Source organism: Salinicoccus albus DSM 19776, from assembly GCF_000385175.1.
Lineage (GTDB): Bacteria > Bacillota > Bacilli > Staphylococcales > Salinicoccaceae > Salinicoccus > Salinicoccus albus.
In genome coordinates, this window is the sequence record NZ_ARQJ01000021.1 from 21815 (window position 1) to 44358 (window position 22544).

Annotated in this window: 22 protein-coding genes; 17 read left to right on the forward strand and 5 right to left on the reverse strand. The window is 44.8% G+C overall.

Annotated features, from left to right (window positions below; genetic code table 11):
- Nucleotides 1-61: 61 nt before the first annotated feature.
- The 3 genes from G343_RS0103315 to G343_RS0103325 form a co-directional block, all read right to left on the reverse strand.
- On the reverse strand, nt 62-1045 hold the full coding sequence (locus G343_RS0103315) for a glycine betaine ABC transporter substrate-binding protein (protein ID WP_020006690.1): 984 nt from the start codon (nt 1043-1045) through the stop codon (nt 62-64).
- Nucleotides 1046-1126: 81 nt separating this feature from the next.
- A complete protein-coding gene (locus tag G343_RS0103320; RefSeq protein ID WP_020006691.1) occupies nt 1127-1966 on the reverse strand; it encodes an ABC transporter permease in 840 nt (279 codons plus the stop codon).
- Nucleotides 1959-3173 (reverse strand): quaternary amine ABC transporter ATP-binding protein, encoded by a 1215-nt coding sequence (locus tag G343_RS0103325; RefSeq protein ID WP_020006692.1) that lies wholly within the window; start codon nt 3171-3173, stop codon nt 1959-1961. Before G343_RS0103325 ends, G343_RS0103320 begins: the two co-directional genes overlap by 8 nt.
- 566 nt (nt 3174-3739) lie before the next feature.
- Between G343_RS0103325 and G343_RS0103330 the strand changes: the two genes are divergently transcribed.
- From G343_RS0103330 to G343_RS0103365, 8 genes are all read left to right on the forward strand, one after another.
- The gene (locus G343_RS0103330; protein ID WP_020006693.1) at nt 3740-4654 is read left to right on the forward strand and encodes a daunorubicin resistance protein DrrA family ABC transporter ATP-binding protein; all 915 of its coding nucleotides are present in this window, start codon (nt 3740-3742) and stop codon (nt 4652-4654) included.
- Between the two features lie 16 nt (nt 4655-4670).
- Nucleotides 4671-5492 (forward strand): ABC transporter permease, encoded by an 822-nt coding sequence (locus G343_RS0103335; RefSeq protein ID WP_020006694.1) that lies wholly within the window; start codon nt 4671-4673, stop codon nt 5490-5492.
- 117 nt (nt 5493-5609) lie between these two features.
- The gene (locus tag G343_RS0103340; protein WP_020006695.1) at nt 5610-6326 is read left to right on the forward strand and encodes a hypothetical protein; all 717 of its coding nucleotides are present in this window, start codon (nt 5610-5612) and stop codon (nt 6324-6326) included.
- 334 nt (nt 6327-6660) lie between these two features.
- On the forward strand, nt 6661-7647 hold the full coding sequence (locus G343_RS0103345; RefSeq protein ID WP_020006696.1) for an iron-siderophore ABC transporter substrate-binding protein: 987 nt from the start codon (nt 6661-6663) through the stop codon (nt 7645-7647).
- Nucleotides 7644-8723, forward strand: a complete 1080-nt coding sequence (locus G343_RS0103350) for a FecCD family ABC transporter permease (RefSeq protein ID WP_245541928.1) — start codon at nt 7644-7646, stop codon at nt 8721-8723. The genes G343_RS0103345 and G343_RS0103350 overlap by 4 nt, the downstream gene beginning before the upstream one ends.
- Nucleotides 8723-9769, forward strand: coding sequence for a FecCD family ABC transporter permease (locus G343_RS0103355; RefSeq protein WP_020006698.1), 1047 nt, complete (start codon nt 8723-8725; stop codon nt 9767-9769). The genes G343_RS0103350 and G343_RS0103355 overlap by 1 nt, the downstream gene beginning before the upstream one ends.
- A gap of 57 nt (nt 9770-9826) precedes the next feature.
- Nucleotides 9827-10651 carry an ATP-binding cassette domain-containing protein gene (locus tag G343_RS0103360; RefSeq protein WP_033426519.1) on the forward strand — a complete coding sequence of 275 codons (825 nt, stop codon included), beginning with the start codon at nt 9827-9829 and terminating at the stop codon, nt 10649-10651.
- A gap of 5 nt (nt 10652-10656) precedes the next feature.
- The gene (locus G343_RS0103365) at nt 10657-11103 is read left to right on the forward strand and encodes a YaiI/YqxD family protein (RefSeq protein ID WP_156823561.1); all 447 of its coding nucleotides are present in this window, start codon (nt 10657-10659) and stop codon (nt 11101-11103) included.
- A gap of 16 nt (nt 11104-11119) precedes the next feature.
- Here G343_RS0103365 and G343_RS0103370 read toward each other — a convergent pair whose 3' ends face one another.
- Complete coding sequence (locus G343_RS0103370; protein ID WP_020006701.1) at nt 11120-11737, reverse strand: LysE/ArgO family amino acid transporter; 618 nt, start codon at nt 11735-11737, stop codon at nt 11120-11122.
- Nucleotides 11738-12183: 446 nt separating this feature from the next.
- Between G343_RS0103370 and G343_RS0103375 the strand changes: the two genes are divergently transcribed.
- The gene (locus G343_RS0103375) at nt 12184-14040 is read left to right on the forward strand and encodes a purple acid phosphatase family protein (RefSeq protein WP_020006702.1); all 1857 of its coding nucleotides are present in this window, start codon (nt 12184-12186) and stop codon (nt 14038-14040) included.
- A gap of 101 nt (nt 14041-14141) precedes the next feature.
- On the opposite strand, the gene G343_RS0103380 is transcribed toward G343_RS0103375, so the two are convergent.
- Nucleotides 14142-15092: a threonine/serine dehydratase family protein gene (locus G343_RS0103380; RefSeq protein ID WP_020006703.1), complete on the reverse strand. Its 951-nt coding sequence runs from the start codon at nt 15090-15092 to the stop codon at nt 14142-14144.
- A gap of 148 nt (nt 15093-15240) precedes the next feature.
- On the opposite strand from G343_RS0103380, the gene G343_RS0103385 reads away from it, so the two are divergent.
- The 8 genes from G343_RS0103385 to G343_RS0103420 all read left to right on the forward strand — a co-directional run bounded on the left by G343_RS0103385 (nt 15241) and on the right by G343_RS0103420 (nt 22483).
- Nucleotides 15241-15519 (forward strand): DUF3219 family protein, encoded by a 279-nt coding sequence (locus G343_RS0103385; protein WP_245541929.1) that lies wholly within the window; start codon nt 15241-15243, stop codon nt 15517-15519.
- A 15-nt stretch (nt 15520-15534) separates the two neighbouring features.
- Nucleotides 15535-16503, forward strand: coding sequence for an LLM class flavin-dependent oxidoreductase (locus tag G343_RS0103390; RefSeq protein WP_020006705.1), 969 nt, complete (start codon nt 15535-15537; stop codon nt 16501-16503).
- A gap of 518 nt (nt 16504-17021) precedes the next feature.
- Entirely contained in the window at nt 17022-18239 is a 1218-nt protein-coding gene (locus G343_RS0103395) for an MFS transporter (protein ID WP_020006706.1), read from the forward strand.
- A 33-nt stretch (nt 18240-18272) separates the two neighbouring features.
- Nucleotides 18273-18854, forward strand: coding sequence for a TetR/AcrR family transcriptional regulator (locus tag G343_RS0103400; RefSeq protein WP_020006707.1), 582 nt, complete (start codon nt 18273-18275; stop codon nt 18852-18854).
- 163 nt (nt 18855-19017) lie between these two features.
- Entirely contained in the window at nt 19018-20007 is a 990-nt protein-coding gene (locus tag G343_RS0103405) for a zinc-binding dehydrogenase (RefSeq protein ID WP_020006708.1), read from the forward strand.
- Nucleotides 20008-20143: 136 nt separating this feature from the next.
- A complete protein-coding gene (locus G343_RS0103410) occupies nt 20144-20842 on the forward strand; it encodes a TMEM164 family acyltransferase (protein ID WP_020006709.1) in 699 nt (232 codons plus the stop codon).
- Nucleotides 20843-20966: 124 nt separating this feature from the next.
- A complete protein-coding gene (locus G343_RS0103415) occupies nt 20967-21665 on the forward strand; it encodes a YwaF family protein (protein ID WP_020006710.1) in 699 nt (232 codons plus the stop codon).
- A gap of 92 nt (nt 21666-21757) precedes the next feature.
- The gene (locus tag G343_RS0103420; RefSeq protein WP_020006711.1) at nt 21758-22483 is read left to right on the forward strand and encodes a hypothetical protein; all 726 of its coding nucleotides are present in this window, start codon (nt 21758-21760) and stop codon (nt 22481-22483) included.
- Nucleotides 22484-22544 lie beyond the last annotated feature (61 nt).

Consider the following 22544-nt stretch of genomic DNA (forward strand, 5'->3'; position numbering starts at 1 on the left):
GACAAAAGAAAAGCTGTCTCATACGGGATTCGACAGCTTTTCTCTTATATTGTAATGTAAGTTACTCGCCTAAGCCTTCTGTCCAGCTTTCCAGAAGATCTGGATTATCTTCAAGGTATTGGCTTGCAACTTCTTCTGGTTCTCCACCTTCATCGATAGAAGCCAGAAGCTCGTTCTCAATGTCCTCATTGTAATCTTCAGTAAACCGCTGCATGACTTCATATGCTGCAGGTGAGTCTTCCTGGAAGCTGGTATGCGCTACAGCTTCGATGCGGTCACCTTCGCCACCATAGACTTCCTCAGGATCTTCAAGCATTTTTAGATCCATTGTGGCGAACATCGGATGTGGCTGCCAGCCTGGGACTATAATTGGTTCTTCATTGTCCACGGCTGATTGAAGTTCTGAAAGCATGGCACCTTCAGAGCTTGATGTCAATTCCCAGTTCTCCAGACCGTATGTTTCGATTGCGTCTTCAGTACTTTGCATGACGCCGGCACCAGGATCAATACCAGTAATGCTCCAGTCCAATGCCTCACCGAGTTCTTCATTGCCCTGCAGGTCTTCAATGGCATCAACATCCATATAGGATGGAACAGTCATGCCCAGTGGTGCCTGCGCTACGAATTCGCCAAGCACTTCCACGTCGTTTCCATATTCTTCCTGATAAGATTGGTGAGTTGCCGGGAGCCATGACGCTGTCATGAATGCTGCATCATCATTGGCAACACTTGACCACATTGCACCTGCTTCAACCTGGGATGTTTCCACAGTATATCCAACTTCTTCAAGCACTTGTTGAACCAGGGGTGTACGCGCAATTGCGCCTGCCCAGGCTACGTAAGGGATAGTCAGTTCTGTTTCACCGAGTTCTGCACTGCTTGAGGCGTCGGATGAACCACCGCTGCCTTCTTCAGTCGTTTCTTCACTGCCACTATCGCCTTCTTCAGAAGTGTCTTCTTCGCCACTTCCGCCACCGCATGCAGCCAGTACAAGTACTGCTGCAAACGTGGCAAGTAACCCTAATAACCTGAATTTCTTAGACATAAGAAATAAGAACCTCCTTGAAATAATAATTTATATTCTCAACTCACCGCCTCATATTGAGGTCATGAGCTTGAAACCCAATTAATTTTTATTTGCTCCCTGTGTAATGCGGTCAAGCAGCATTGCCAGGATAACAAGTGATAAACCACCTTCAAATCCAGGTCCGATTGCGACCTGTGTTACCGCCCGATAAACAACGGTACCGAGACCAGGTGCCCCGACCATGGATGCAATGACAACCATTGACAATGACAGCATGATCGTCTGGTTAATGCCTGCCATGATGGATGGCATCCCCAGTGGTATCTGCACTTTTGTCAGCCTTTGACCGGTAGTGGAACCAAAAGCGTTGGATGCTTCGATCAATTCTTCATCAACCTGCCGTATACCCAGGTTTGTCAGTCTGACAGTCGGCGGCATGGAAAAGATGATTGTTGCGATGACCCCTGGAACCATTCCAAGGCTGAAAAATACAACTGCCGGAATCAAATAGACAAATGCCGGCATGGTCTGCATGAAGTCCAGGATTGGTGTAACGATGGTCTGGACACTGTTTTTCTGTGACATCCAGATGCCAATCGGTATACCGATAATCATCGAGATAATGACGGAAACCAAAACAAGTGAGACGGTTTCAATCGTTTCCGGCCAATAGCCAAGGTTGTTTATGAGTCCAAGACCCAGCAGAGCAAAAAGACCGATTTTCCAATTTACGATCCACCATGCAAAGAGTGCAACGATCACTATCAGTAAAAGTGCGGGCAGGAATCCCAGTGCTAATACCAGATTTTCTGTAATAAATGCTACAACGGTCGAAATCGTGTCAAATACAACCGAAAAATAGTTAGTCAAAAAATCGACAAATGATTCAATCCAGCTTGCTAATGGAATTTTTGGGAAGAGTCCTGTACTTTCATTCATCTGCTACGTCACCCCCGCTTCCATTCAGTACATCATCATTGCCGGCAAGTGCGCCAAGCACGGCCCCTCTGACAACAATGCCAACCAGCTTGCCTGAGTCATTCACGACAGAAAGGGGAGCTTTCCTTTCTGTCATTGGTTCGAATAGATCAGACAACGGGGTATCAGGGTGAACAGTTGGGATATCAGTTTCCAGTACCTCTTCCAGTCCTTTACCTGCTTTAACGGCCTGGTCGGCTTGATCTGCCGTCACATAACCGAGTAATTTCTGCTGCTTGTCGACGACATAAATGGTGGAAACGCCATTTTCCCTCATTAATCTTAATGTGACTTTGGCCCCCCGGTCGACAGCTACCGTTTCTGCCCGTTTCATGACATGTCCGGCTGTCAGGACTTTGGCAAGGTTGACATCCTCAACGAAACGTTCGACATAATCGTTGGCGGGATCCATCAGAATCTCTTCAGCTGTACCGACCTGCACAATGCTGCCATCTTTCATGAGAGCAATTCTATCACCGATTCTGAGTGCCTCATCCAGGTCATGTGTGATGAAGATAATTGTCTTATGTACACGTTGTTGCAAATCCATGAGTTCGTCCTGCATGTCTTTACGAATCAATGGATCCAGTGCACTGAAAGCTTCATCCATCAAGAGAATTCCCGGATCATTGGCCAGTGCTCTTGCCAGTCCAACGCGCTGCTGCATCCCTCCGGACAGCTCATTCGGAGACTTGTCCAAATAATCGCCTAAACCAACCAGTTCCAGCGCTTCACTGGCTCGTCTTTCCCGTTCTTCTGTGTCAATCCCTTGGATCTCCAAGCCGTATTCGGCATTTTTGAGAATTGTTTTATGTGGAAGTAATGCGAAGTTTTGGAAAACCATGCTCATATTTTTCCGGCGCAGGTCGCGCAATTCTTCTTTGTTCATCTTTGTTATATCTTTATCTTCCATCCATACTTTGCCTGATGTCGGTTCAATCAGACGATTAATCATACGGACGAGTGTCGATTTACCGCTCCCGGATAAACCCATGATCACAAAGACTTCGCCATCCTCCACCTCAAATGTAGACTGGTTAACACCTACTGTCATACCGGTCAAATTCAGGATTTCCTCCTTTGATTTACCTTCACTGAGGTATTTGACAGCTTGTTTCGGCCGTCTGCCGAATATTTTTGTTAAACCTTCTACTTTAATCTTACTCAAATTTTCACCCCACTTAACGTTAGTTGTTTAATCTTCAGCAGAACTTCAGCGTAATGTGAACGGCTGATACATACATAATGAATATGATTATCCGCTGTCTGTGTATCAAGAACCAGACATGAATGAGAAGGATAAAAGCTCTGCAGTTGCTCTATCAAATCGTTAAAATTCATATAACGTTAAAAATAACCAAATGTTAAATTTAAACCAAATGACATCGCCTCACTCACTCTTTTAACTATAAATCTATTTCTTATAGAAATCAACATGCTGTCAGGAAGTTTGTGTAAATGATATGGAAATTCCGTGATTTCAGATGATTGGTATTTCAGAAGGAATACTTGAAGATGAAACGGGGAAGGGCAGTGTTTGAGCGGGTTCAAGAGCTAAATTTAAAATATCTAAAAAGTTAATTTTGGTCTGTTAATATCATGTAAAATTGGCATGATTGAGTTGGAAAGTTTACCATGTAGTTATAAGTGCTTCTTTTCATATTCAATGTGCTCAACGCCGACCGTATGCAACAGGTATACGGCATCATTGCAGAAAGAGAGGGGTTATCGGTAATGATCGATATCCATAATTTAAATAAAAGTTATAAATCTTTCCAGGCTGTAAAAAACAGCAGCTTTTATGTGGAAAAAGGAGAAATCTTTGGATTTCTTGGGCCGAACGGGGCAGGGAAAAGCACGACAATCAATATCTTATCCACTATGCTGCAGCCGACGAGCGGCTCAGTTACTATCAATGGTTATGATGTAATAAAACAGCAGAATCGGGTGCGGGAGAGCATCGGAATCATTTTCCAGCAGAATACGCTGGATGAAAAACTGACCGCCAGGGAAAATTTAATGCTGCATTGTAAATTCTATGGGGTGCCCCGCACTTCCCGCAAACACCGAATTAATGAAGTACTGGAAATTGTAGATTTGCAGGAAAGCATAAATACGCTGGTAGAGAAATTTTCCGGCGGCATGCAGCGCCGCTTGGAAATCGCCCGCGGTCTGCTGCATTATCCGAAGGTTTTATTTCTTGATGAGCCGACGGTGGGGCTTGATCCGCAAACGCGTGCGCATGTCTGGGAATACATTTTAAAACTGAAAGAAAAAGAGAATATTACGATGTTTCTGACCACCCATTACCTGGATGAAGCAGAAATCAGCGACCGTATTGCAATCATGGATCATGGCGAAATTATTGCTATTGATACACCAAAACGATTAAAACAGCAGCTCGGGGGCGATATTATCGAAATCACCACGAGTGACAATGAAGCGGCAATGAAGGAAATAAAGGATAATTTCAATGTTGTGGAATTATCGCTCAAAGACGATGTAATCTATTGCAAGGTGAAAAACAGTGATGCGTTTGTTTCCGATTTTATCAAAACGCTGCAAACACCGCTGACTGGGCTGGATATCCGTAAACCGACACTCAATGATGTTTTCCTGTCATTTACAGGGCGGGAAATCAGAGACTAAAAAGGAGGGATGGCTGATGGAAGGAATTATTGCAATCTGGCAGCGGGATATTATCAAATTTTTCAGAGACCGGCCCCGGATGGTTGGATCTTTTTCCATGCCCATATTATTTCTGGTGGTATTCGGTGTCGGGATGGGCGGTTCGATGGAATCATTGGTCAGTGCTGGAACCGATGCAGAGAATTTCAATTATACAGAGTTTATCTTCCCCGGGATTGTATCGATGACTCTGCTGATGACATCCATTTTTTCATCGCTTTCGATTATACAGGACCGTGATTTTGGTTATATGCGGGAAATTCTTGTATCTCCGGTTTCCCGGGTAAATATTGCAATCGGTAAAATGCTTGGATCAGCGTCCGTTGCATTTTTGCAGGGGGTCATGATGTTTATACTCCTCCCGGTGCTCGGTATAAGCATTGATCTGATTTCATTTTTACAGATGCTCCCTGTAATGTTCATGATCGCTTGTGCCTTTTCGTCACTGGGTTTGCTCGTGGCAAGCCTCCTTAACTCAATGCAGGGATTTCAGCTGGTTGTAAACATTCTGGTTATGCCGATGATCTTTTTATCCGGTGCCTTATTTCCGCTAAATAATATGCCCGGATGGGTCAATTTCCTTGTGACATTGAACCCCGTCACCTATGGTGTCGATCTGATGAAACATATCATGATTGATGTGGAGCGTTTGAGTGAGACTGTAAGGGAGGAAATGGGGCTTAATCTCTCATTCTTTGGTCAGCCTGTAACCACGACCGGAGAGGTGCTCTTCCTGCTGATATTTACAGCCCTCCTGATTTTGCTGGCGACGTTAAGCTTCAGGCGGGCAAACAGTTAATCCGACAGGCTCTCCCTATGTAAATAACAAATAAAGACTTCGGTAATTGAGAAAAATTCTCAATTAGTGTATGCTGAACATTAACCATACAAGTAATTGAGTGAGGGGAATATCTAATTGCAAATATACTGGACAAGGATAAATAGGATCATTTCAGAAGCGCGTGAGATTAAAACATACATGCTCGACCGGCCGGCAGGTTTTACATGGGAAGAGGGTGCACATACCCATTTTGCACTGGAGGGTTTCAATGCCGGAGAAAAACCGGACCGCAGCCTGATCCGCCACATGTCAATCTCCACTTTACCGCATGAAAATCTAATCGGCATTACCACCCGCGTCAGGAAGCAGTGCTCTGAGTTTAAAACAATTTTAAGCAGCCTTAAAGCTGGCGATGAAGTTGCAATATTTAAAACACATTCGAACGTTCCGCTGAAAAGGGAAGACAGAAATGTTTACCTCTTGTCCTCAGGAGTCGGTCTGGCGACTTTCAGACCGCTTGTACTCGAGTATTTCGAACGTGCCGGCAATGTCAATCAAGTCCATTCTCTGAACATCGATTCATCGAGAGACTTCATATTCACTGATATTTTTGGGTCCGCGCCTGACAGGCAGTTCACATCACAATTCGTCGATAACCGTAAGGACTACTATGAAGCAATGAAAAAACTCACTTCGGATCAGAATGGCCTGTTCTATATTGTCGGAAGCGACGAGTTTCTCATGCATAACATTGAAGTCCTGCGCGCAGCGGGGATTCATCCAAACCAGATTATGCTTGATAAGCATGAAACAGCAATGTCCGAGTTTTTATCAAGGGATGTGTCCATCTGAACGGCATGAAACACTTTACTGACCCTGGATGCTATGGAGAGCTTGGGACAGAAAAATATTTCATTTAAAAATCCATATGTTTATCTCTTAAGAGATAAACATATGGATTTTACTGTTCATGCTGCAATATTTTATCACTTTATAAGCTTCTGACCCAGATCCTTTTAATTTATATAAGGGACGCCTGGAGCATAAGTGAATACTCATGAAATGCCGGCGGTAAATAATCGTTGCTGTCATCATCGTATTCTGTTGACAAAAATTTTCATCCTTGTATAATTTAATTGAAAATGATTATCAATTAAACGATTAACAATTGGGAGGATACATATAAATGAACAGAAATGTGCTTTTTTCTAAGCTTTTTACAGCAGCTATTGCAATGATCATGCTGACGGCTTGTTCATCGGGAGAAAATGAAGGGGCGGAAGAAAGTGCAGGTAATAGTTCTGCCAATACTGTCGACACGAAATTCGGGGAAGTGGATGTGCCGGAAGAACCCCAACGGGTGGTTGCGCTTGGCTGGGGAGATGCTGAAACTGCACTGGCGCTTGGCGTAGAACCGGTCGGTGCAAGCGACTGGCTTGATTTTGGAGGAGACGGTGTAGGACCATGGATGGAAGATAGTTATGAAGAATCTCCTGAAATTATCGGGACGATGGAGCCTGATTATGAACAAATTGCAGCGCTCCAGCCGGACCTTATCCTGGATACCAAGTCTTCAGGTGATGAAGAACGTTATGACAGATTATCCGATATTGCTACAACAGTTGGTGTACCTGAAGGCGCAGATAATTACCTGACTTCCATGGAGGATCAGGTGCAGATGATTGCAACGGCACTTCATCGGGAGGATGAAGGTGAGGCGTTACTGCAGGAAGTGGATACTGCATTTGAGCAGGCGGCTGAAGAAAATCCGCAATTTGAAGGACAGACCATTACTGTTGCTGCCTATGATGCCAACGGTTTCGGAGCTTATGTAGAAGGGGATTCCCGCATCGATTTTGTCAGAAGGCTTGGATTTGAAACGAAAGATGAGATCGAAGCACTTGCTGAAGACAGTTTTTATGTCAGTTTGTCTGACGAACAGCTGGAACTTCTGGACGCCGATCTTACTGTTGTCCTCCCGATCGGTGTAGACAGAAGTCAGATAACTGATAATCAGCTGTACCAGCAGATACCTTCAGTTGCTGACGGGCGGTCGGTCGTACTGGACAGTGATCTGTCAAATGCATTTTCAACTGGGACAGTGCCTTCCATACTATGGGCGATTGACAATGTAACGCCTGAGTTAGCCGAAGTTCTGGAAGATGAGGAGTGAACTTATTGGCAGCATCAAAGCAGCCAAGTCATCAATCAACTGTGATGACAAAAAAAGAAACAAAATCAATCAAATCTGTAAGAAGACAGCGTTTTGCAGGTTTAATCGCTGCACTCATACTGCTCGCGGCGACAGTTTTGGTAAGTCTGATGGTCGGAACCAAACCGCTTCCGCCCATGACTGTCATAGAAGCTGTTTTTTCACCGGCCGGCACTTTTGATCATACGATCGTCCAGGCGGAACGAGTGCCCCGCACTCTGGTGGCGATGGCGGCCGGGCCTGCTTTCGGCCTGGCGGGCGCATTGATCCAGTCTCTGACCAGGAATCCATTAGCAGATCCCGGCATTCTTGGGGTGAATGCCGGGGCTTCCTTTGCAGTGGCAATGGCTGTCGGCGTATTTTCTGTCACTTCAATGACCGGCTATCTCTGGTTCGCATTTGCCGGAGCGCTGGCTGCGACAATTGCAGTTTATGTCATCAGCGGCGGTGCCGGGAAAAAATCACCGTCGCCTGTACAGATTACCCTGTCGGGGGTGGCCCTGGGTGCTGTTTTGAGCGGTGTCACGACTGCGCTGACACTGATGAATACGGATGCTTTCTCAAATATGCTGAACTGGAGTGTGGGGAATTTGGCCGACAGAAGTCTCAATGATCTTTTGTTGATACTGCCATTCCTTTTCATTGGAGTTATATTATCATTGGCTATTGCGCATGCATTGAATGCAATTGCATTCGGAGATGACCGGGCGGCATCCTTAGGTGTCCGCGTCGGCCTTATCAGGGTGGTTGGTTTGATTGCCATCACTCTCCTGGCCGGCGGTGCGACCGCTATTGCAGGCCCCATCGGTTTTATCGGATTGATGGTTCCGCATTGTGTGCGGTGGTTTGTCGGTCCTGATCAGCCATGGATATTTATTTATTCGTTAGTGGTGGCACCTATGCTGCTGCTCCTTTCGGATATTATTGGAAGGATAATCATGTTTCCTGCAGAGGTCCCGGTCGGCATCATCACCGGTTTCGTAGGCGCCCCGATTCTATTGATTCTTGTAAGAAGAAGAAAAGCGAGTGGTTTATGATGCGGCATATTGATTTTGGACGAGGCTATGTACGGCTGAAGGGGCTGTTAAAATGGCGAATAGACACAAGGAACATTGTTGTCACGGCCATACTCCTTTCTGTAACTGTGATCGCAGCAATGTTTGCGCTGACGATGGGATCGGTGGAGCTGACAGTCCGTGAGGTTTTAGCAGCCCTGACTGGTCAGGCGGAGGGCACGGCTGATACTATAGTTGTGGAATGGCGTTTACCACGAGTGATAGCGGCAATTATCTTCGGGGCGGGACTGTCCGTCAGCGGCGCAATTTTTCAGTCAATCACAAGAAATCCTCTGGGTTCTCCCGACATCATCGGATTCAGTTCTGGTTCTTATACCGGGGCATTATTCGTAATGCTCGTGCTGGGCTCAACATCCTATATGAATGTAGCTGCCGGTGCTTTGGCAGGCGGCTTCCTGACAGCTGTCCTCATCTATTTATTTGCGTTCCGCAAGGGTACTCAGGGATTTCGTCTGATTATTGTCGGTATCGCTATCTCCACCATTTTGAGCAGTCTGAACTCCATGCTGCTGATCAGAAATGAAGCAGAAGTCGCTTTGACTGCAGCGGCATGGGGCGCAGGCTCATTAAACGGGATGGATTGGGGACAGGTGCTGCCTGCAATGATAGTTGTTATTTTTTTCTTAATTTGTGCATGGGCGATGAACAGGCCTTTACGCGAAATGGAACTGGGCAATGATACCGCAATGTCTCACGGCGTCAGGATTGAACGTTCCCGCTTTGTGTTGATCTTTATCGGGATGGCATTGACTGCTGCACCTACGGCGGTAATGGGTCCGGTCAGTTTTGTTGCACTCGCTGCTCCCCAAATCGTAAAGCGCTTTACCGGAAATGAGGAAAGCCTCATCCCATCAGCAGCAATGGGTGCTTTGCTTCTGCCGGCGGCAGATATACTCGCCCAAAGCATTGTGCAGGATGCGATTCTCCCGGTGGGTATCGTCACGCTGTCTTTAGGCGGCGGGTATCTTCTATGGCTGTTGTTCCGCCAGGCGCGCTCAGTATACTGACGGATGAAGCGGTCGCGGCAGGATGAATTTATATATTGAAAGAGGTTGTACTTGATTATGGCGACACAATCAGATGCTGAAAACCAATCATCTGCAGTTCAACATGATTCCCGGTTGTGGACAGAGGACATCACACTTCAATATGATGACCGGATTATATCGCAAAATCTATCTGTAACTATCCCGCATAAGTCCTTTACAGTAATCGTGGGTCCCAATGCATGCGGAAAATCCACTTTGCTGCGGGCGCTGTCCAAACTGCTAAAACCGACGGCCGGTAATGTTTTTCTGGACGGGAAAGATATTGCAGCATACAAGTCAAAAGAAGTAGCGCGAAAGCTTGGTCTTTTGCCGCAATCTTCCACCGCTCCGGATGGCATCACAGCAGCCAATCTGGTGGCACATGGCCGTTATCCACACCAAAATCTCGTGAGACAGTGGACGGATGCCGATGAAGCGGCTGTATTATCTGCCATGGATGTCACCAACACGACAAACCTCTCAAACCGCTTCGTAGATGAGCTCTCAGGCGGCCAGAGACAGCGGATTTGGCTGGCAATGGTACTTGCACAGGAAACGCCCGTGATGCTGCTTGATGAACCAACGACTTTTTTGGATATTGCCCATCAAATTGAACTGCTCGAACTATTCAAAGATCTGAACCAGCAGGGCAACACATTGGTTGCTGTACTTCACGATCTTAATCATGCGGCGAGATATGCAAATCATATGATTGCCATGAAAGATGGCCAGATTGCTGCACAGGGGGATCCCCGCGAGATTGTTACTGAACAGCTGGTAGAGGAAGTGTTCGGCTTAAGGTGTACCATTATGGAAGACCCTGTGGCCAAAACCCCATATATTATTCCATTAGGCCGATAAAGGTGATGATAATGAAGAAAGTGCTTGTCGATGCGGACGCCTGTCCGGTAAAAGATATTATTATTGAAGAGGCGGGACATGCAGCAACGCCGGTCATATTGGTGTCCAGCCTGTCACACTACTCGCCTCAAAATCAGCCGGATCATGTGGATACAGTTCATGTGGAAGCCGGACCTGATGCCGCTGATTTTAAAATTGTTGCACTGGCGGATGCAGAGGATATCATTGTCACCCAGGATTACGGTCTGGCTTCGTTGCTTTTGCCCAAAGGGTGTACTGTCATACACCATAAAGGATTCAAATACGATGATAGAAATATTGATCATCTGCTTGAAATGCGTCATATGGGGAGCATGATCCGTAAAAGCGGCGGGAGAACCCGGGGGCCAAAGCCTGTATCAAAAGAAGATAGACAGGCTTTTCTCCATTTATTCAGGGAAGTGATGAAGTGAACTGGGCACCTTCGGCTTATTGCAATAACTCGATTATATTATTTAAGATAATCGCTGCAACAATCAGAATAATGAGGCTGGATATTTTATTCAATATCACGATGTATCTTCCGGTTGAATCGATGCTCCCGATAAATTTTCCGGCAATTGACAGCAGGAGGAACCAGAGCCATGAAATGAAAATTGTTGTAATGGTAAAAATGATTTTTTCAGTGCCTTCATATGCAGCCGCACTTGTCCCTATGACACCGACGGTATCCATGATGGCGTGAGGATTGAAGATGGATACGGAAAATGCGAAGGAAATTTGTTTTATCGGACTCATGGCATTATATTCATCTGCATTTTGCGGTTTTTCATGCCACAGTGACCATGCCATATACAGCAGGAATGCCAGTCCAATCAGGAATACAGCCAGCTGGAGTGCCGGAAAGGACAGCAGCATAACCGATATTCCCAGTACTGCAATAGTAATAAGGAAAGTATCGCATACCCCTGCCGTAATGATGACAGGGAGTGATTTTCTTATGCTTTTGTGGTTGGCGCCCTGGTTAAAGATGAAAACGTTCTGAGCGCCCAGTGGCAGGATCAGGCCAAGTGCTAAGATGAAACCATGCAGAATCGGCTGCATCATTATATTCCTCCATAAATATGCGTGACTTTCTATCATGAAATATGTCTATTTTATCATATATTCCTTGGTAAACTTTGAAACTGGCTATTTCAGAAAAGTCAATATAACAGGGCGAAGGTTCATGAATCTTCGTCCTGTTTAATAAGAAATTCTGTTCTGCTGTAAAAACCGTCTTTTATTGTCCTGATTCTGTGCAAGCTTCTTATGCGGTTATTTCTGCTGACTTTAACACTTAAAAAGTGAAAACGGGGGCCAAACTGCGGTGTTGATTTTATGGCCAATATCGGTTTCAATAAATGCCGGTAAGAAAGCTATATTTCGAAAGTAAATTTTTTCTTTACATAAAATTAATCATCATTAAATATTCATTTTCTATACTGGATATGCAACAGGATTTAAAATTGATTGGAAGTCAATTAAAATTTACTTAGAAAGGTGGTCCATCAATGGATTTTCAGTCATTCAGCAACAGAAAAAATCTATTCACAGCCGCGATAACCTTTATCATCATCGCGCTGATTGCTTCAGCATTCTTAAGCCCTGCAGCTTTTGCTGCAGGCGGCGGCCAGCCAGCAGACCCTGAAGATAAGGGGGCCGATGAAGAGGCGTTTGATCCGGTCCTGACCGAAAGCAAGCCTGAAGTCGCAGAGGTTGAATCGAACAATATACCGAACAGAATTACCGCGAACTTCAATGGAAATACGACAAGTAAAATGGGCTTCAGCTGGTACACAACAGACAAGTTTGACGATGCTAAAGTCTGGGTCTCCAAATCCGGCAATTTCGATGATACGCTGGAGTTTGATGCTGAACCTAAAGAAGTGACCTCTCATTATGCTGAGCGTGACAAAAATGGCAATTACATCTACGCAGATCCGGTCACAGATGAAGAAGGGGAACCCGTGGAAGACGAAAATGGCGAGACCAAGATCAACGGTTATTACACTGATGCTCAGGCACACGGCGGCGACTGGATGGCCGGTGATGAACATGGTCAATTGGAATTGATTGATGTGACGGAGTATTCATATAAAGCGACAGCCACTGATCTTGAGCCGAATACCACCTATTATTATCAGGTTGGCAGTGAATCCGGTAAAGTGAGTGATGTGGGACAATTCAACACATCAGGTGAAAAAGGCGATCCGTTCAAATTTGTCCATTACACGGATACACAGAATGCCTATTGGAACGAGAATGTCAGAAACGAAGCGGCATTTGGTGCCGATACGATCAAACGTGCCTTGCAGACAGCCGGCAACGCTGATTTTATCATGCATACTGGTGATGTAGTAGAAACAGCTGAAGTCGAAGATGAATGGGTGGACATATTCCAGCAGTCCCAGCCTTACTGGATGTCAGCACCTATGGCTGTTGCACCTGGGAACCACGATGAATATGCACTTGAATACGATGACGATCCTGTCACTGAAAAATTCAATGAGCATTTCAATGTGCCTGCTGAAAATGACGCGGTCAGCGGCGGTTCCTACTACTCCTTTGATTACAATGGTGTGCACTTTGTAACGCTGAATACAAATGACAACAAGGAATCTGAAGATAATCCCGAAGAAAAAGCAATCGGCCAGGAACAGATTGAATGGCTGGAAGAAGATGTTAAACAAGCCCGCGAAAATGGGGCACAGTGGGTGGTGCTCAATTACCACAAACCGCTTTATTCCAAGTCCTATCATTCCCTTCAGGATGAAGACGTGCAGAAAGTCAGAGAAGAACTGACAGCATTGATTGACGAATTGGATATCGATATTGCGCTGCAGGGACATGATCATGTCATTTCAAGAACACACTCCCTGGAGCATGTGCCAACAGATGAAAACTTCTCAAACGCTGAAGTCGAAGATGTAGAAACGCATGTGGGACAGAATGGTGTGGAATATCTGCAGAACCCTGAGGGTACAACGTATGTGCTGCCAAACACAGGCGGAACTAAAGAATACGATGATGTCTATTCCAAAGGGGAAGAGCACCTCCATGAAGTGAGGCCGGAGCTCGACTGGATGACACAGTCGGATATGGATGACTACAACAGCCTGTTCGCTTTCGGTAATCAGCCGCAGGAAACAGATGCATTTGAAGACTCCCATGATAACAATCGTGATTCAGCAGTACAGAACTTCGCAACTTATGAAGTAAAGGATGATGAAATGGTTGTTAATATGTATCAGGTAGAAGGGGAGCTCCTGCAGGGTGAAAAACGGAATGTAAAACTGATCGATCAGTTCGGTATCTACAAAGATGCTAAAGAAGAACAGTCACAAGACTCCGATGATGATGCTGCATAATCGGTGAAATATCATGTCAGGCATCCCCTTTAGCCGGGGATGCCTTTTCGTGCTGATCAGGGCTGTCATTCTATACTAGCCACCCAGGGCAGCGGGCATGTTCATCCTTCAGGATTAGCGAAGTAATCCAATCCGGCATTGCCGCCTGAAAGAACCAGACATACTTTGTCATTCGGCCCTGCATCCAGCTTATCTTCCATCAGCGCAGCAAGGGTAATTGAAGCGGAGGGTTCGGCCAAAATTTTACCTTCGGAAAGCAGCAGTTCCATAGCCTTCAGTATTGTTTCATCATCTGCACTCAGCATGCCGTCCGAATATTTTTGGACAATCGGAAAGTTCTTTTCACCCGGCTGATCGGTTACAAGTGCGTCGGCTATTGTTTCCTTTGCGGGGACACGTGTCAATCTCCCTGCTGACAGACTGTTTGTATAGCGGGGGAGAGCTGAAGGTTCTGCGCCATATACTTTGATACTGGCTGAGGCGCGTTTGATTGCTGTAGAAATCCCTCCAAGTAAACCGCCGCCGCTGGTCGGTACAATGACGTAATCCAGACCCGGCTGCTGGCTCAGTATTTCCAGCCCGACAGTGCCTTGTCCGGCGATGACATCTTCGTCATCATAAGGCGGGATATTAATATAGCCATGTCTTTCAGCAAGGTTTTTGGCCATGGTCATTCTCTCTTCAACTTTACTAAAGACGACTTTGGCGCCTTGCTTTTTTATCTCCTCCACTTTAAATTCGGAGGCTGTGTAAGGGACCACGACAGTTGCATGGATGCCCAGCTGTTTAGCAGTGAAAGAAACGGCTTTCCCATGGTTGCCAGAAGAAGCGGCAATAACCCCTCTGTTTCTCGTTTCCTCCTCCATTTGCAAAAACCGGTTTAGAACGCCTCTGATTTTAAACGCATGGGTCTTCTGCATATTTTCAAGCTTGGCGAAAATCTTGCAGCCCGATATATCATCCAGATGATGCATGCGGATCAATGGGGTTTCATTGATATAGGGAGCAATACGGACGTGTGCATTTTGAATTTTTTCAAGTGATACTGCCATTTTTATCTCACCTCAGTTTATATTTTATAATACCCGGGACTGGCTGGTAATAAAAACGGACAAGCAGTGTTTTTTAATTTTCATGTCTGAATATGGTATAACAGTATACATACTGTATTTAAACAAATTGCAAAGGAATGATCACTTGGTGGAAAAAATTACGCTCAATAATCAGGAAATTGAACTGAAGGAATTTCAACAGACTGAAGAGAACGGCCGCATAGTGGTCTCAGTGGTTTTCGATGTGACAAGCGAGGAATATCATGATGTTTCTGTACTCTTATATGAAGAAAAGTTTGATATCGAAGTGCCTGGAAAAGATATGAAATTCAAAGGCGTAATTTCTCAATTTTCCACATCTATCGACAATCTTTATGAGGAAGATAATGTCGGAGAATACAGGGTTACATTTACAGAAATTGAATAAAATGGAGAATCGAAAATGGAATTAAGTATATTGGATCAAGCACCTATTTCAGCCAATCAAACCCCCCGGGAAGCGTTGCAGGCAACGATGGAGTTGGCTGAAAAAGGCGAGTCACTTGGATATACACGCTTCTGGGTGGCGGAGCATCATGCGCTTGACGGCCTTGCTTCCAGTGTGCCTGAAGTACTGCTGAGTTACATCGGGGCTAACACCAAGCGTATCAAGATCGGTTCAGGAGCCGTGCTTCTTCCGTATTATAAACCCTATAAAGTGGCAGAAACTTTCAACATGCTGGCGACCCTGTTCCCGGACCGGATAGATCTTGGCATTGGCAGAGCACCCGGCGGACCGGCTGAAGCTTCAGAGGCTCTATCAGACAACTTCCTGCAGGGGGTTTTCAGCATGCCGGAAAAAATGCATGAGCTGATTAAATATACAGATAACGCAGCACCCGGATTAACAGCGTCCCCCCTGCCGGACTCCCCTCCAGAGATTTGGATGCTGGGAACAAGTGATAAAAGTGCCGAATCAGCAGCAGAAAAGGGGCTGTCATATTGTTTTGGACAGTTTATGAGTGATGGTAACACTAGAGCGGTTATCGATCAGTATCGCCACTCATTCCAGCCACGGGATATGGAACAGAAGCCTTATGTCATGCTGGCTTTATCTGTGGTTTGTGCTGAGACAACTGAACAAGCAGAAGAAATATCATTAAGTTCAATTGTCTGGCAGCTGCAAAAAGATGCTGGCGCCGAGCTGAATGGGATACCGTCCATAGAGGATGCAAAGAGCTATATATCCGAACAGGACGCCCATGAGACGATAGAAAATATGAAAAAGAATATGATTATAGGCAATCCGGATGAAGTGAAAAGCAGACTCAAAAAGATACAATCACAGACATTAGCCGATGAACTGATGATTGTGACAATCACTTACTCACCTGAAGATAAAAAAAAGTCATACCAGTTGATCGCGGAATAGTTCATCATAGCGGCCTCCAGCTTGACGAGGATCATCCCTCATATTCCTAGAAAACACTTCCGATATTGGGAAGTGTTCTTTTCGTCATAATGTAAGTTTAATAGGGTTTCGAATTTAATTTCTGGCATTCAACGATTTGAGACTTATATTTACATAGTTTCTTACATCTTCATGGCTTCGCTGATGTGACGGTGACGGTAAGGGGTGCTGTCTCGGTCTCGTCGTTTTTTCAAACCCGGGACTCGGGCCTGTCCCGGTCTCGTCGCTTTCTCAAACCCGGGACTCGGGCCTGTCCCGGTCTCGTCGCTTTTTCAAACCCGAGACTGTTCCCCAGAGACGATCTACGCCCCAGTTGCTCTTATCCTTGGCCTGCATTAAACACTGTCATATTTTTCCCAGAAGCAGCGCCCGTAGTCTTATTTCCAGCAAGCAGCTTGAATTGCATTAGTGTAAATTTCATGGTACATTTTAGCTACCTAACGTTAGGTAGCTAAATTTTTAAGAGAGGTACTGTGAAAATGACGAACACACTTACACCATTAATCAAAAATAGAACGTTTGTCTTATTGTTCGCAGCAAGTATATTTGCTGTCACAGGCTTCAGTATGTTCTTAACAACAACCACCTGGTATGTCATTACTGATTTTAACCTGCCATCATTACTCGGTATTGTACTTATCGCTATTACAGTACCGCGTCTTGTCATGATGGCATATGGCGGTGTGCTGGCAGATAATTATAAGAAATCGACAATCATGTTTGGGACAAATCTGATACAGGCTGTACTTTTACTTATCATCACCTTATTCGTGTGGAATAATGCGATGTCCTTCGTGTTACTCTTGGTGTTTGCAGGTTTGTTTGGTATGCTTGATGCTTTCTTTGGTCCGGCGAGTACATCGCTGCTGCCTAAAATCGTTGAACGGCCGCAGCTTCAAAAGGCGAATGCCTATTTTCAGGGTGTGGACCAGTTGTCATTTATCATGGGGCCGGTGCTGGCAGGGGCGACTATGGAGGTTGCGGGCGTATCAGCAAGCTTTTTCCTTGCTTTTATACTTGTCTCTTTATCTGCTGTCATTATATTTCCACCGTTAATCAGAGAAGCGGCAGTTGAAAATAAAGTGAATCAATCCCCGATTACAAATCTTAAGGAAGGATTTAATTACGTCCGGGGTTCCAATTTCCTGTTGATCGGGATGCTGATACTCATCACATTGAACTTTTTTATTTTTGGGACACTTCATGTTGCCATGCCGCTGCTTGTGGATATTCATGGCGGATCGCCAATCAATTTGAGTTATATGGAAATGTGTTTAAGCATCGGAATGGTCTTTGGAACGCTGGTATTGGGAAGATATATCATTGCTGAAAAAGGAAAAATGAGTTTATACGGCCTTCTGGCCACAGTAATATTCTATATCATATTCAGTTTTATGGATCATTTGATGCTGTTACCCCTTATGCTGTTATTCATCGGTTTTGCTATGTCATTTGTATTCATACCCTTTTTCACAGCAGCCCAGGAAATTACTGAAAACCGTTTGATGGGGCGGGTGATGAGTCTTATATTTTTAGCGATGAACGGGTTTGATCCTATTGCCTATGCTTTAGTCAGCGGCCTGAATTCTATCGGCGTCCCTCTGCAATTCATATTGTTCGGATTTGGAAGTATCGGCTTAATCATTACAACCACTATATTTGTAAAGGCAAGGGAATTCCAAAGAATAGTCACTTGATAATGATATACAGGACAGAAGGAGTTTTAATCATTGGATACGAAAGAGAAGATACTGGTTACAAGCAGGGCGTTTTTCGCCTCTTATGGTTATGAAGGCACGACCATGTTAATGATTGCCAAAAAAGTAGGTATTAAGAAACCTTCATTATATTCTCACTACACAAGTAAAGCGAAGCTTTTTGAAGATGTGCTGGATAAAGAAGTAACAGAATATATATCATTTCTAAAAGAAATGCTAATATCATATGACAGCCCGGCAGAAGATAAACTATATAAGTTACTCGCAGAGCATGCTTTGGGTGATAATGATAAAGCAAGCATGAATTTTTACTATCGTTTTATCAAATATCAGCCCCAGGGTCTGGAAGATTATGCAGTCGCAAAGTTTACAGAAATGGAAAATGAGACAAAAAAAATATTTGATCAAATATTAGATCGTGGTAAAGAAGACCGAGAGATAGATCCGGCGTTATCCAATTCCCAAATTTATGAGACATATTTTCTGCTGTTGGATGGTCTGTCTACCATGCCGGATCTTTATAAGAAAAATTTTGATGAACAGGATACACAGGGCGTATGGGAGCTCTTCTACAGAGGGATAAGAAATGGATGATGGAAATCAAGGATGGATCCCCCCCTTTTGAATGTCAATTCTGGATAGACCATCAGTCCAATATCTGCCCGGCCCGCTAATTTTAAGCGCAATGTTTGAAGTTTATTCACTGGGGGACTTAAGATGAGTGGGAAGCTAATGATGAAAACGGGAGGCATACATGATGAAAGCACTATTTCACTATGGTAAAAGCGGTGCAGACGGTCTGCAGTATGGAGAAATTGAACAGACGGCACCCGCTTCAGGCGAGGTCAGAGTCAGAATAAAAACAGCCGGTCTCAATCACAGGGATCTTTTTGTTCCCGACAGGCATGAGGCAGAAGCGCCGGCAGTTGTTCTCGGCTCGGACGGCGCAGGCGTTGTAGATGCTGTCGGTGCAGGTGTAGACAAATTAAAAACGGGTGATGAAGTGATCATCAACCCAGCCCTCAACTGGGAGGACAACAGTGAGGCTCCGCCAAAAGGGTTTGAAATATTGGGTGTTCCCGCCCACGGTACATTTGCTGAGTACATTAATGTGCCGGCAGAAAATGCGGTGATGAAGCCAAAACATCTGGATTGGCAGGAAGCGGGTGTGCTGGCACTTTCCGCTATGACAGCCTATCGGGCCCTGTTTACCAGAGGCGGACTGAAAGCGGGTATGACAGTGTTTATCCCCGGTGCCACAGGGGGCGCGGGCACATTACTTCTGCAGTTTGCTGCGGCCGCCGGCGCATCAGTCTATGTCACTTCAAGGTCTGAGGAAAAGCGCAGGGCAGCATTGGCACTTGGTGCAGATAAAGCGATAGACAGTGAATCCGACTGGGAGGAAGCATTGGACGGAGAAAAAGTCGACCTGGTTATCGAAAGTGTCGGTGCTGCAACTTTCAATCAATCGCTGGACCAGCTCAGACGCGGCGGCACATTGGTCGCTTTCGGCGCGTCAGCGGGCGATACGGTTGACTTTAACCTGCGCAAATTCTTCTATGGTCAATATAATCTGCTCGGCTCCACTATGGCCAGCGGAGAGGAACTTCGTGAGATGATGGACTTCATCGCGCAGCACGACATTAAACCAGTCATGGATAAGCGTTACGACCTGTCTGAATATGATGCAGCATTTGCTCGGATGGAAAATGCCGGGATGATGGGCAAAATTGTATTTGATGTATAAAAATAAGGAGCCAGCTGCAATATTTTGCAGCTGGTTCCTTATCAAATGCTTTCTGTAATTTGTGAGCACAAATACAAAATATCATTACCTGTGTTAAAATTTGGTTGAGTGGATTAATGACAAGAGAGGGACTAAGATGAACTGGTTTTGGAATGAAGCGGTGCCTTACATAGAAGTCGGCGGGGTCGCCCACATTATTTATATTATAATGCTGTTCATCATATTCGGTATTATATACAGGCAAAGGTACCGATTTGCCGGCCGGCTGAAGGGTGTTTACATCGTCTTTGCCCTTCTGGGTATCATGCATCAACTGATGATTACGAGCTGGTACATCTTTGAAACAGGGTATGATTTGACGAATGCACTGCCTTTACATATTTGCAGAGTGGTGGTCTGGTTTATCATTTTGCAGCCATTCATAAAAAGCGTGTGGCTGACTGATGCTATATTTTTCTTTGGATTGTTTGCATACGGCTCTTTTGCACTGCCGATTGCTATCCACCCGCCATTTCATTTTGTCGGCTGGACGTTCGTCCTGCTGCATTCCATGAATATCATTTATCCGTTTGTCATTCACTGGACGACTGGATGGATACCGACGTTTAAAGGTGCATTACAGACTTTTGGATTATTCCTGATTTATTTTGCTGTCATATTCATTGTAAATGGATGGGTGGACGGCAATTACTTTTATTTGAATGACAGACCTTTTCTGCATGATATGGCGGATATGCCTTATACAATCCTGAATGCAGTGGGTACGTTTGGTATATTTATGCTCGGCCTCTTACTGTCGAAACTATTGCTTAAGTTTGAAAAGCGTAATTATTAACAGCCTGTATGACGCTGTTTCTTCTTGTCATTCTCTTTTGTGGAGGGCTTCATACTGAATTGGAAGCGGGCGCAACTGTGTTAAAATTTAAGTAAATAAACCACTATGTTAAAAGGGGGATGAGATGAACTGGTTTTGGGACGGTGCAGTGTCTACGGTTGAAGTGGGCGGCGCGGGTCATATAGTATACATCATGCTGTTGGTTATCACCTTCGCTGTCATATACAGGCAGAGGCACCGATTTCGGGGGCGGCTGCTTTGTATTTATATATCTTTTACCATTCTGGGCATCATACACCAGCTGATGGTTACCAGCTGGTATATTTTTGAGATCGGTTATGAACTGTCGAATGCATTACCGTTACATATTTGCCGGGTGGCTGTCTGGCTCATCATTTTACAGTTTTTTGTCAAACGGACATGGCTGACTGAGGTAATTTTTTTCTTTGGATTATACGCCTATGGTTCTTTTGCGCTGCCCATTGCCATTCATCCGCCGTTTCATTTTGCAGGCTGGACGTTTGTCCTGATGCATACAATGATTATCATTTACCCTTTCGTTATTCACTGGACGACTGGATGGATACCAACGTTTAAAGGCGCAGTGCTGAGTTTTGGATTGTTTTTAATTTATTTTGTGTTAGTACTGATTGTAAATGGACAGGTTGATGCCAATTATTTTTATTTAAATAATAGACCATTTCTGCATGATATGGCGGATATTCCTTATATGCTCCTGAATGTAGCAGGTACGTTTGGTATTTTTATGCTCGGCCTCTTACTGTCGAGAGTTTTGCTTAAGTTTGAGAAACGGGAATATTAATGACCTGTAATAGATAATGCTCTGTTGAAAGCATTATCTTTTTTTGTGGTTTAAGCGGGTCTGTGTCATAATTTTTTGAGGAGGTGCCGAAGATGGTTTTTACATTGATTTTTATATTATTGGCAGGATTGCTGATCAAATCGTTTTATACACATTACATATCTGAAAAGAGAAAGTATTTCAGCTTTGATGACCGGCGGTTTACAGATGATGATTACCTGAAGGTGCAGGATTTGAATATTGGCAGTATTGAACGCGTGTTTTTGTATGTCATGCTGGCGCTTTATATTCTCGCACTTGGGGTTCACCTGTTCATAAACCCAGTCTGGGCCGTCTGGATCGCTGCATTATTTGTATCAACGATGCTGACGCTGAGTATCGTTGTTGATTTAAAACTGTACACGGTCTCTTATGATAAGAGTCATTTGGTGATGGTGGCCATTTGGGCAATCGTAATCATTGCTTTGTTCGTATTCCTTTTCATAAGAAGTATCAATGATGTGAACCTTGCTTTTGAAGATGATGGGGTCAACCTCACAGGCCAGGACTATATGATTGCTTATGAAGACATCAACAGCGTTGAAATGACAGATGAACTCCCTGATATACCCTTCAACCACATTGTGCTTGGGGTTGGCGGACATCTGCACGGTTCGTTTGTAAAAGAGGGGGAGGCATTCAGCATTATGGCCGTTGAAGATCAATCTCAGGAAATGATACGGATTGATACAGCGCAGGGACCTGTGTATGTGAACGATAAAGATCCGCAGACAACGGCATCGTGGTTTGATGATCTGCAGGCTGCGACCGCGGAATAATACCTGCATATTGACATGGAAGGCTTTTCATAGAGTAGACTATAGAGGATTCCACAATTTA

Excerpts from the sequence above, each read along its gene's own strand:
- G343_RS0103395 (WP_020006706.1), top strand. The coding sequence starts at position 17,022 with ATGACGAACACACTTACACCATTAATCAAAAATAGAACGTTTGTCTTA.
- G343_RS0103420 (WP_020006711.1), top strand. The coding sequence starts at position 21,758 with ATGGTTTTTACATTGATTTTTATATTATTGGCAGGATTGCTGATCAAA.
- G343_RS0103375 (WP_020006702.1), top strand. The coding sequence starts at position 12,184 with ATGGATTTTCAGTCATTCAGCAACAGAAAAAATCTATTCACAGCCGCG.
- G343_RS0103360 (WP_033426519.1), top strand. The coding sequence starts at position 9,827 with ATGGCGACACAATCAGATGCTGAAAACCAATCATCTGCAGTTCAACAT.
- G343_RS0103380 (WP_020006703.1), bottom strand. The coding sequence starts at position 15,092 with ATGGCAGTATCACTTGAAAAAATTCAAAATGCACACGTCCGTATTGCT.
- G343_RS0103315 (WP_020006690.1), bottom strand. The coding sequence starts at position 1,045 with ATGTCTAAGAAATTCAGGTTATTAGGGTTACTTGCCACGTTTGCAGCA.
- G343_RS0103410 (WP_020006709.1), top strand. The coding sequence starts at position 20,144 with ATGAACTGGTTTTGGAATGAAGCGGTGCCTTACATAGAAGTCGGCGGG.
- G343_RS0103365 (WP_156823561.1), top strand. The coding sequence starts at position 10,657 with ATGATAATGAAGAAAGTGCTTGTCGATGCGGACGCCTGTCCGGTAAAA.
- G343_RS0103415 (WP_020006710.1), top strand. The coding sequence starts at position 20,967 with ATGAACTGGTTTTGGGACGGTGCAGTGTCTACGGTTGAAGTGGGCGGC.
- G343_RS0103390 (WP_020006705.1), top strand. The coding sequence starts at position 15,535 with ATGGAATTAAGTATATTGGATCAAGCACCTATTTCAGCCAATCAAACC.
- G343_RS0103345 (WP_020006696.1), top strand. The coding sequence starts at position 6,661 with ATGAACAGAAATGTGCTTTTTTCTAAGCTTTTTACAGCAGCTATTGCA.
- G343_RS0103370 (WP_020006701.1), bottom strand. The coding sequence starts at position 11,737 with ATGATGCAGCCGATTCTGCATGGTTTCATCTTAGCACTTGGCCTGATC.
- G343_RS0103330 (WP_020006693.1), top strand. The coding sequence starts at position 3,740 with ATGATCGATATCCATAATTTAAATAAAAGTTATAAATCTTTCCAGGCT.
- G343_RS0103320 (WP_020006691.1), bottom strand. The coding sequence starts at position 1,966 with ATGAATGAAAGTACAGGACTCTTCCCAAAAATTCCATTAGCAAGCTGG.
- G343_RS0103335 (WP_020006694.1), top strand. The coding sequence starts at position 4,671 with ATGGAAGGAATTATTGCAATCTGGCAGCGGGATATTATCAAATTTTTC.
- G343_RS0103355 (WP_020006698.1), top strand. The coding sequence starts at position 8,723 with ATGCGGCATATTGATTTTGGACGAGGCTATGTACGGCTGAAGGGGCTG.
- G343_RS0103405 (WP_020006708.1), top strand. The coding sequence starts at position 19,018 with ATGAAAGCACTATTTCACTATGGTAAAAGCGGTGCAGACGGTCTGCAG.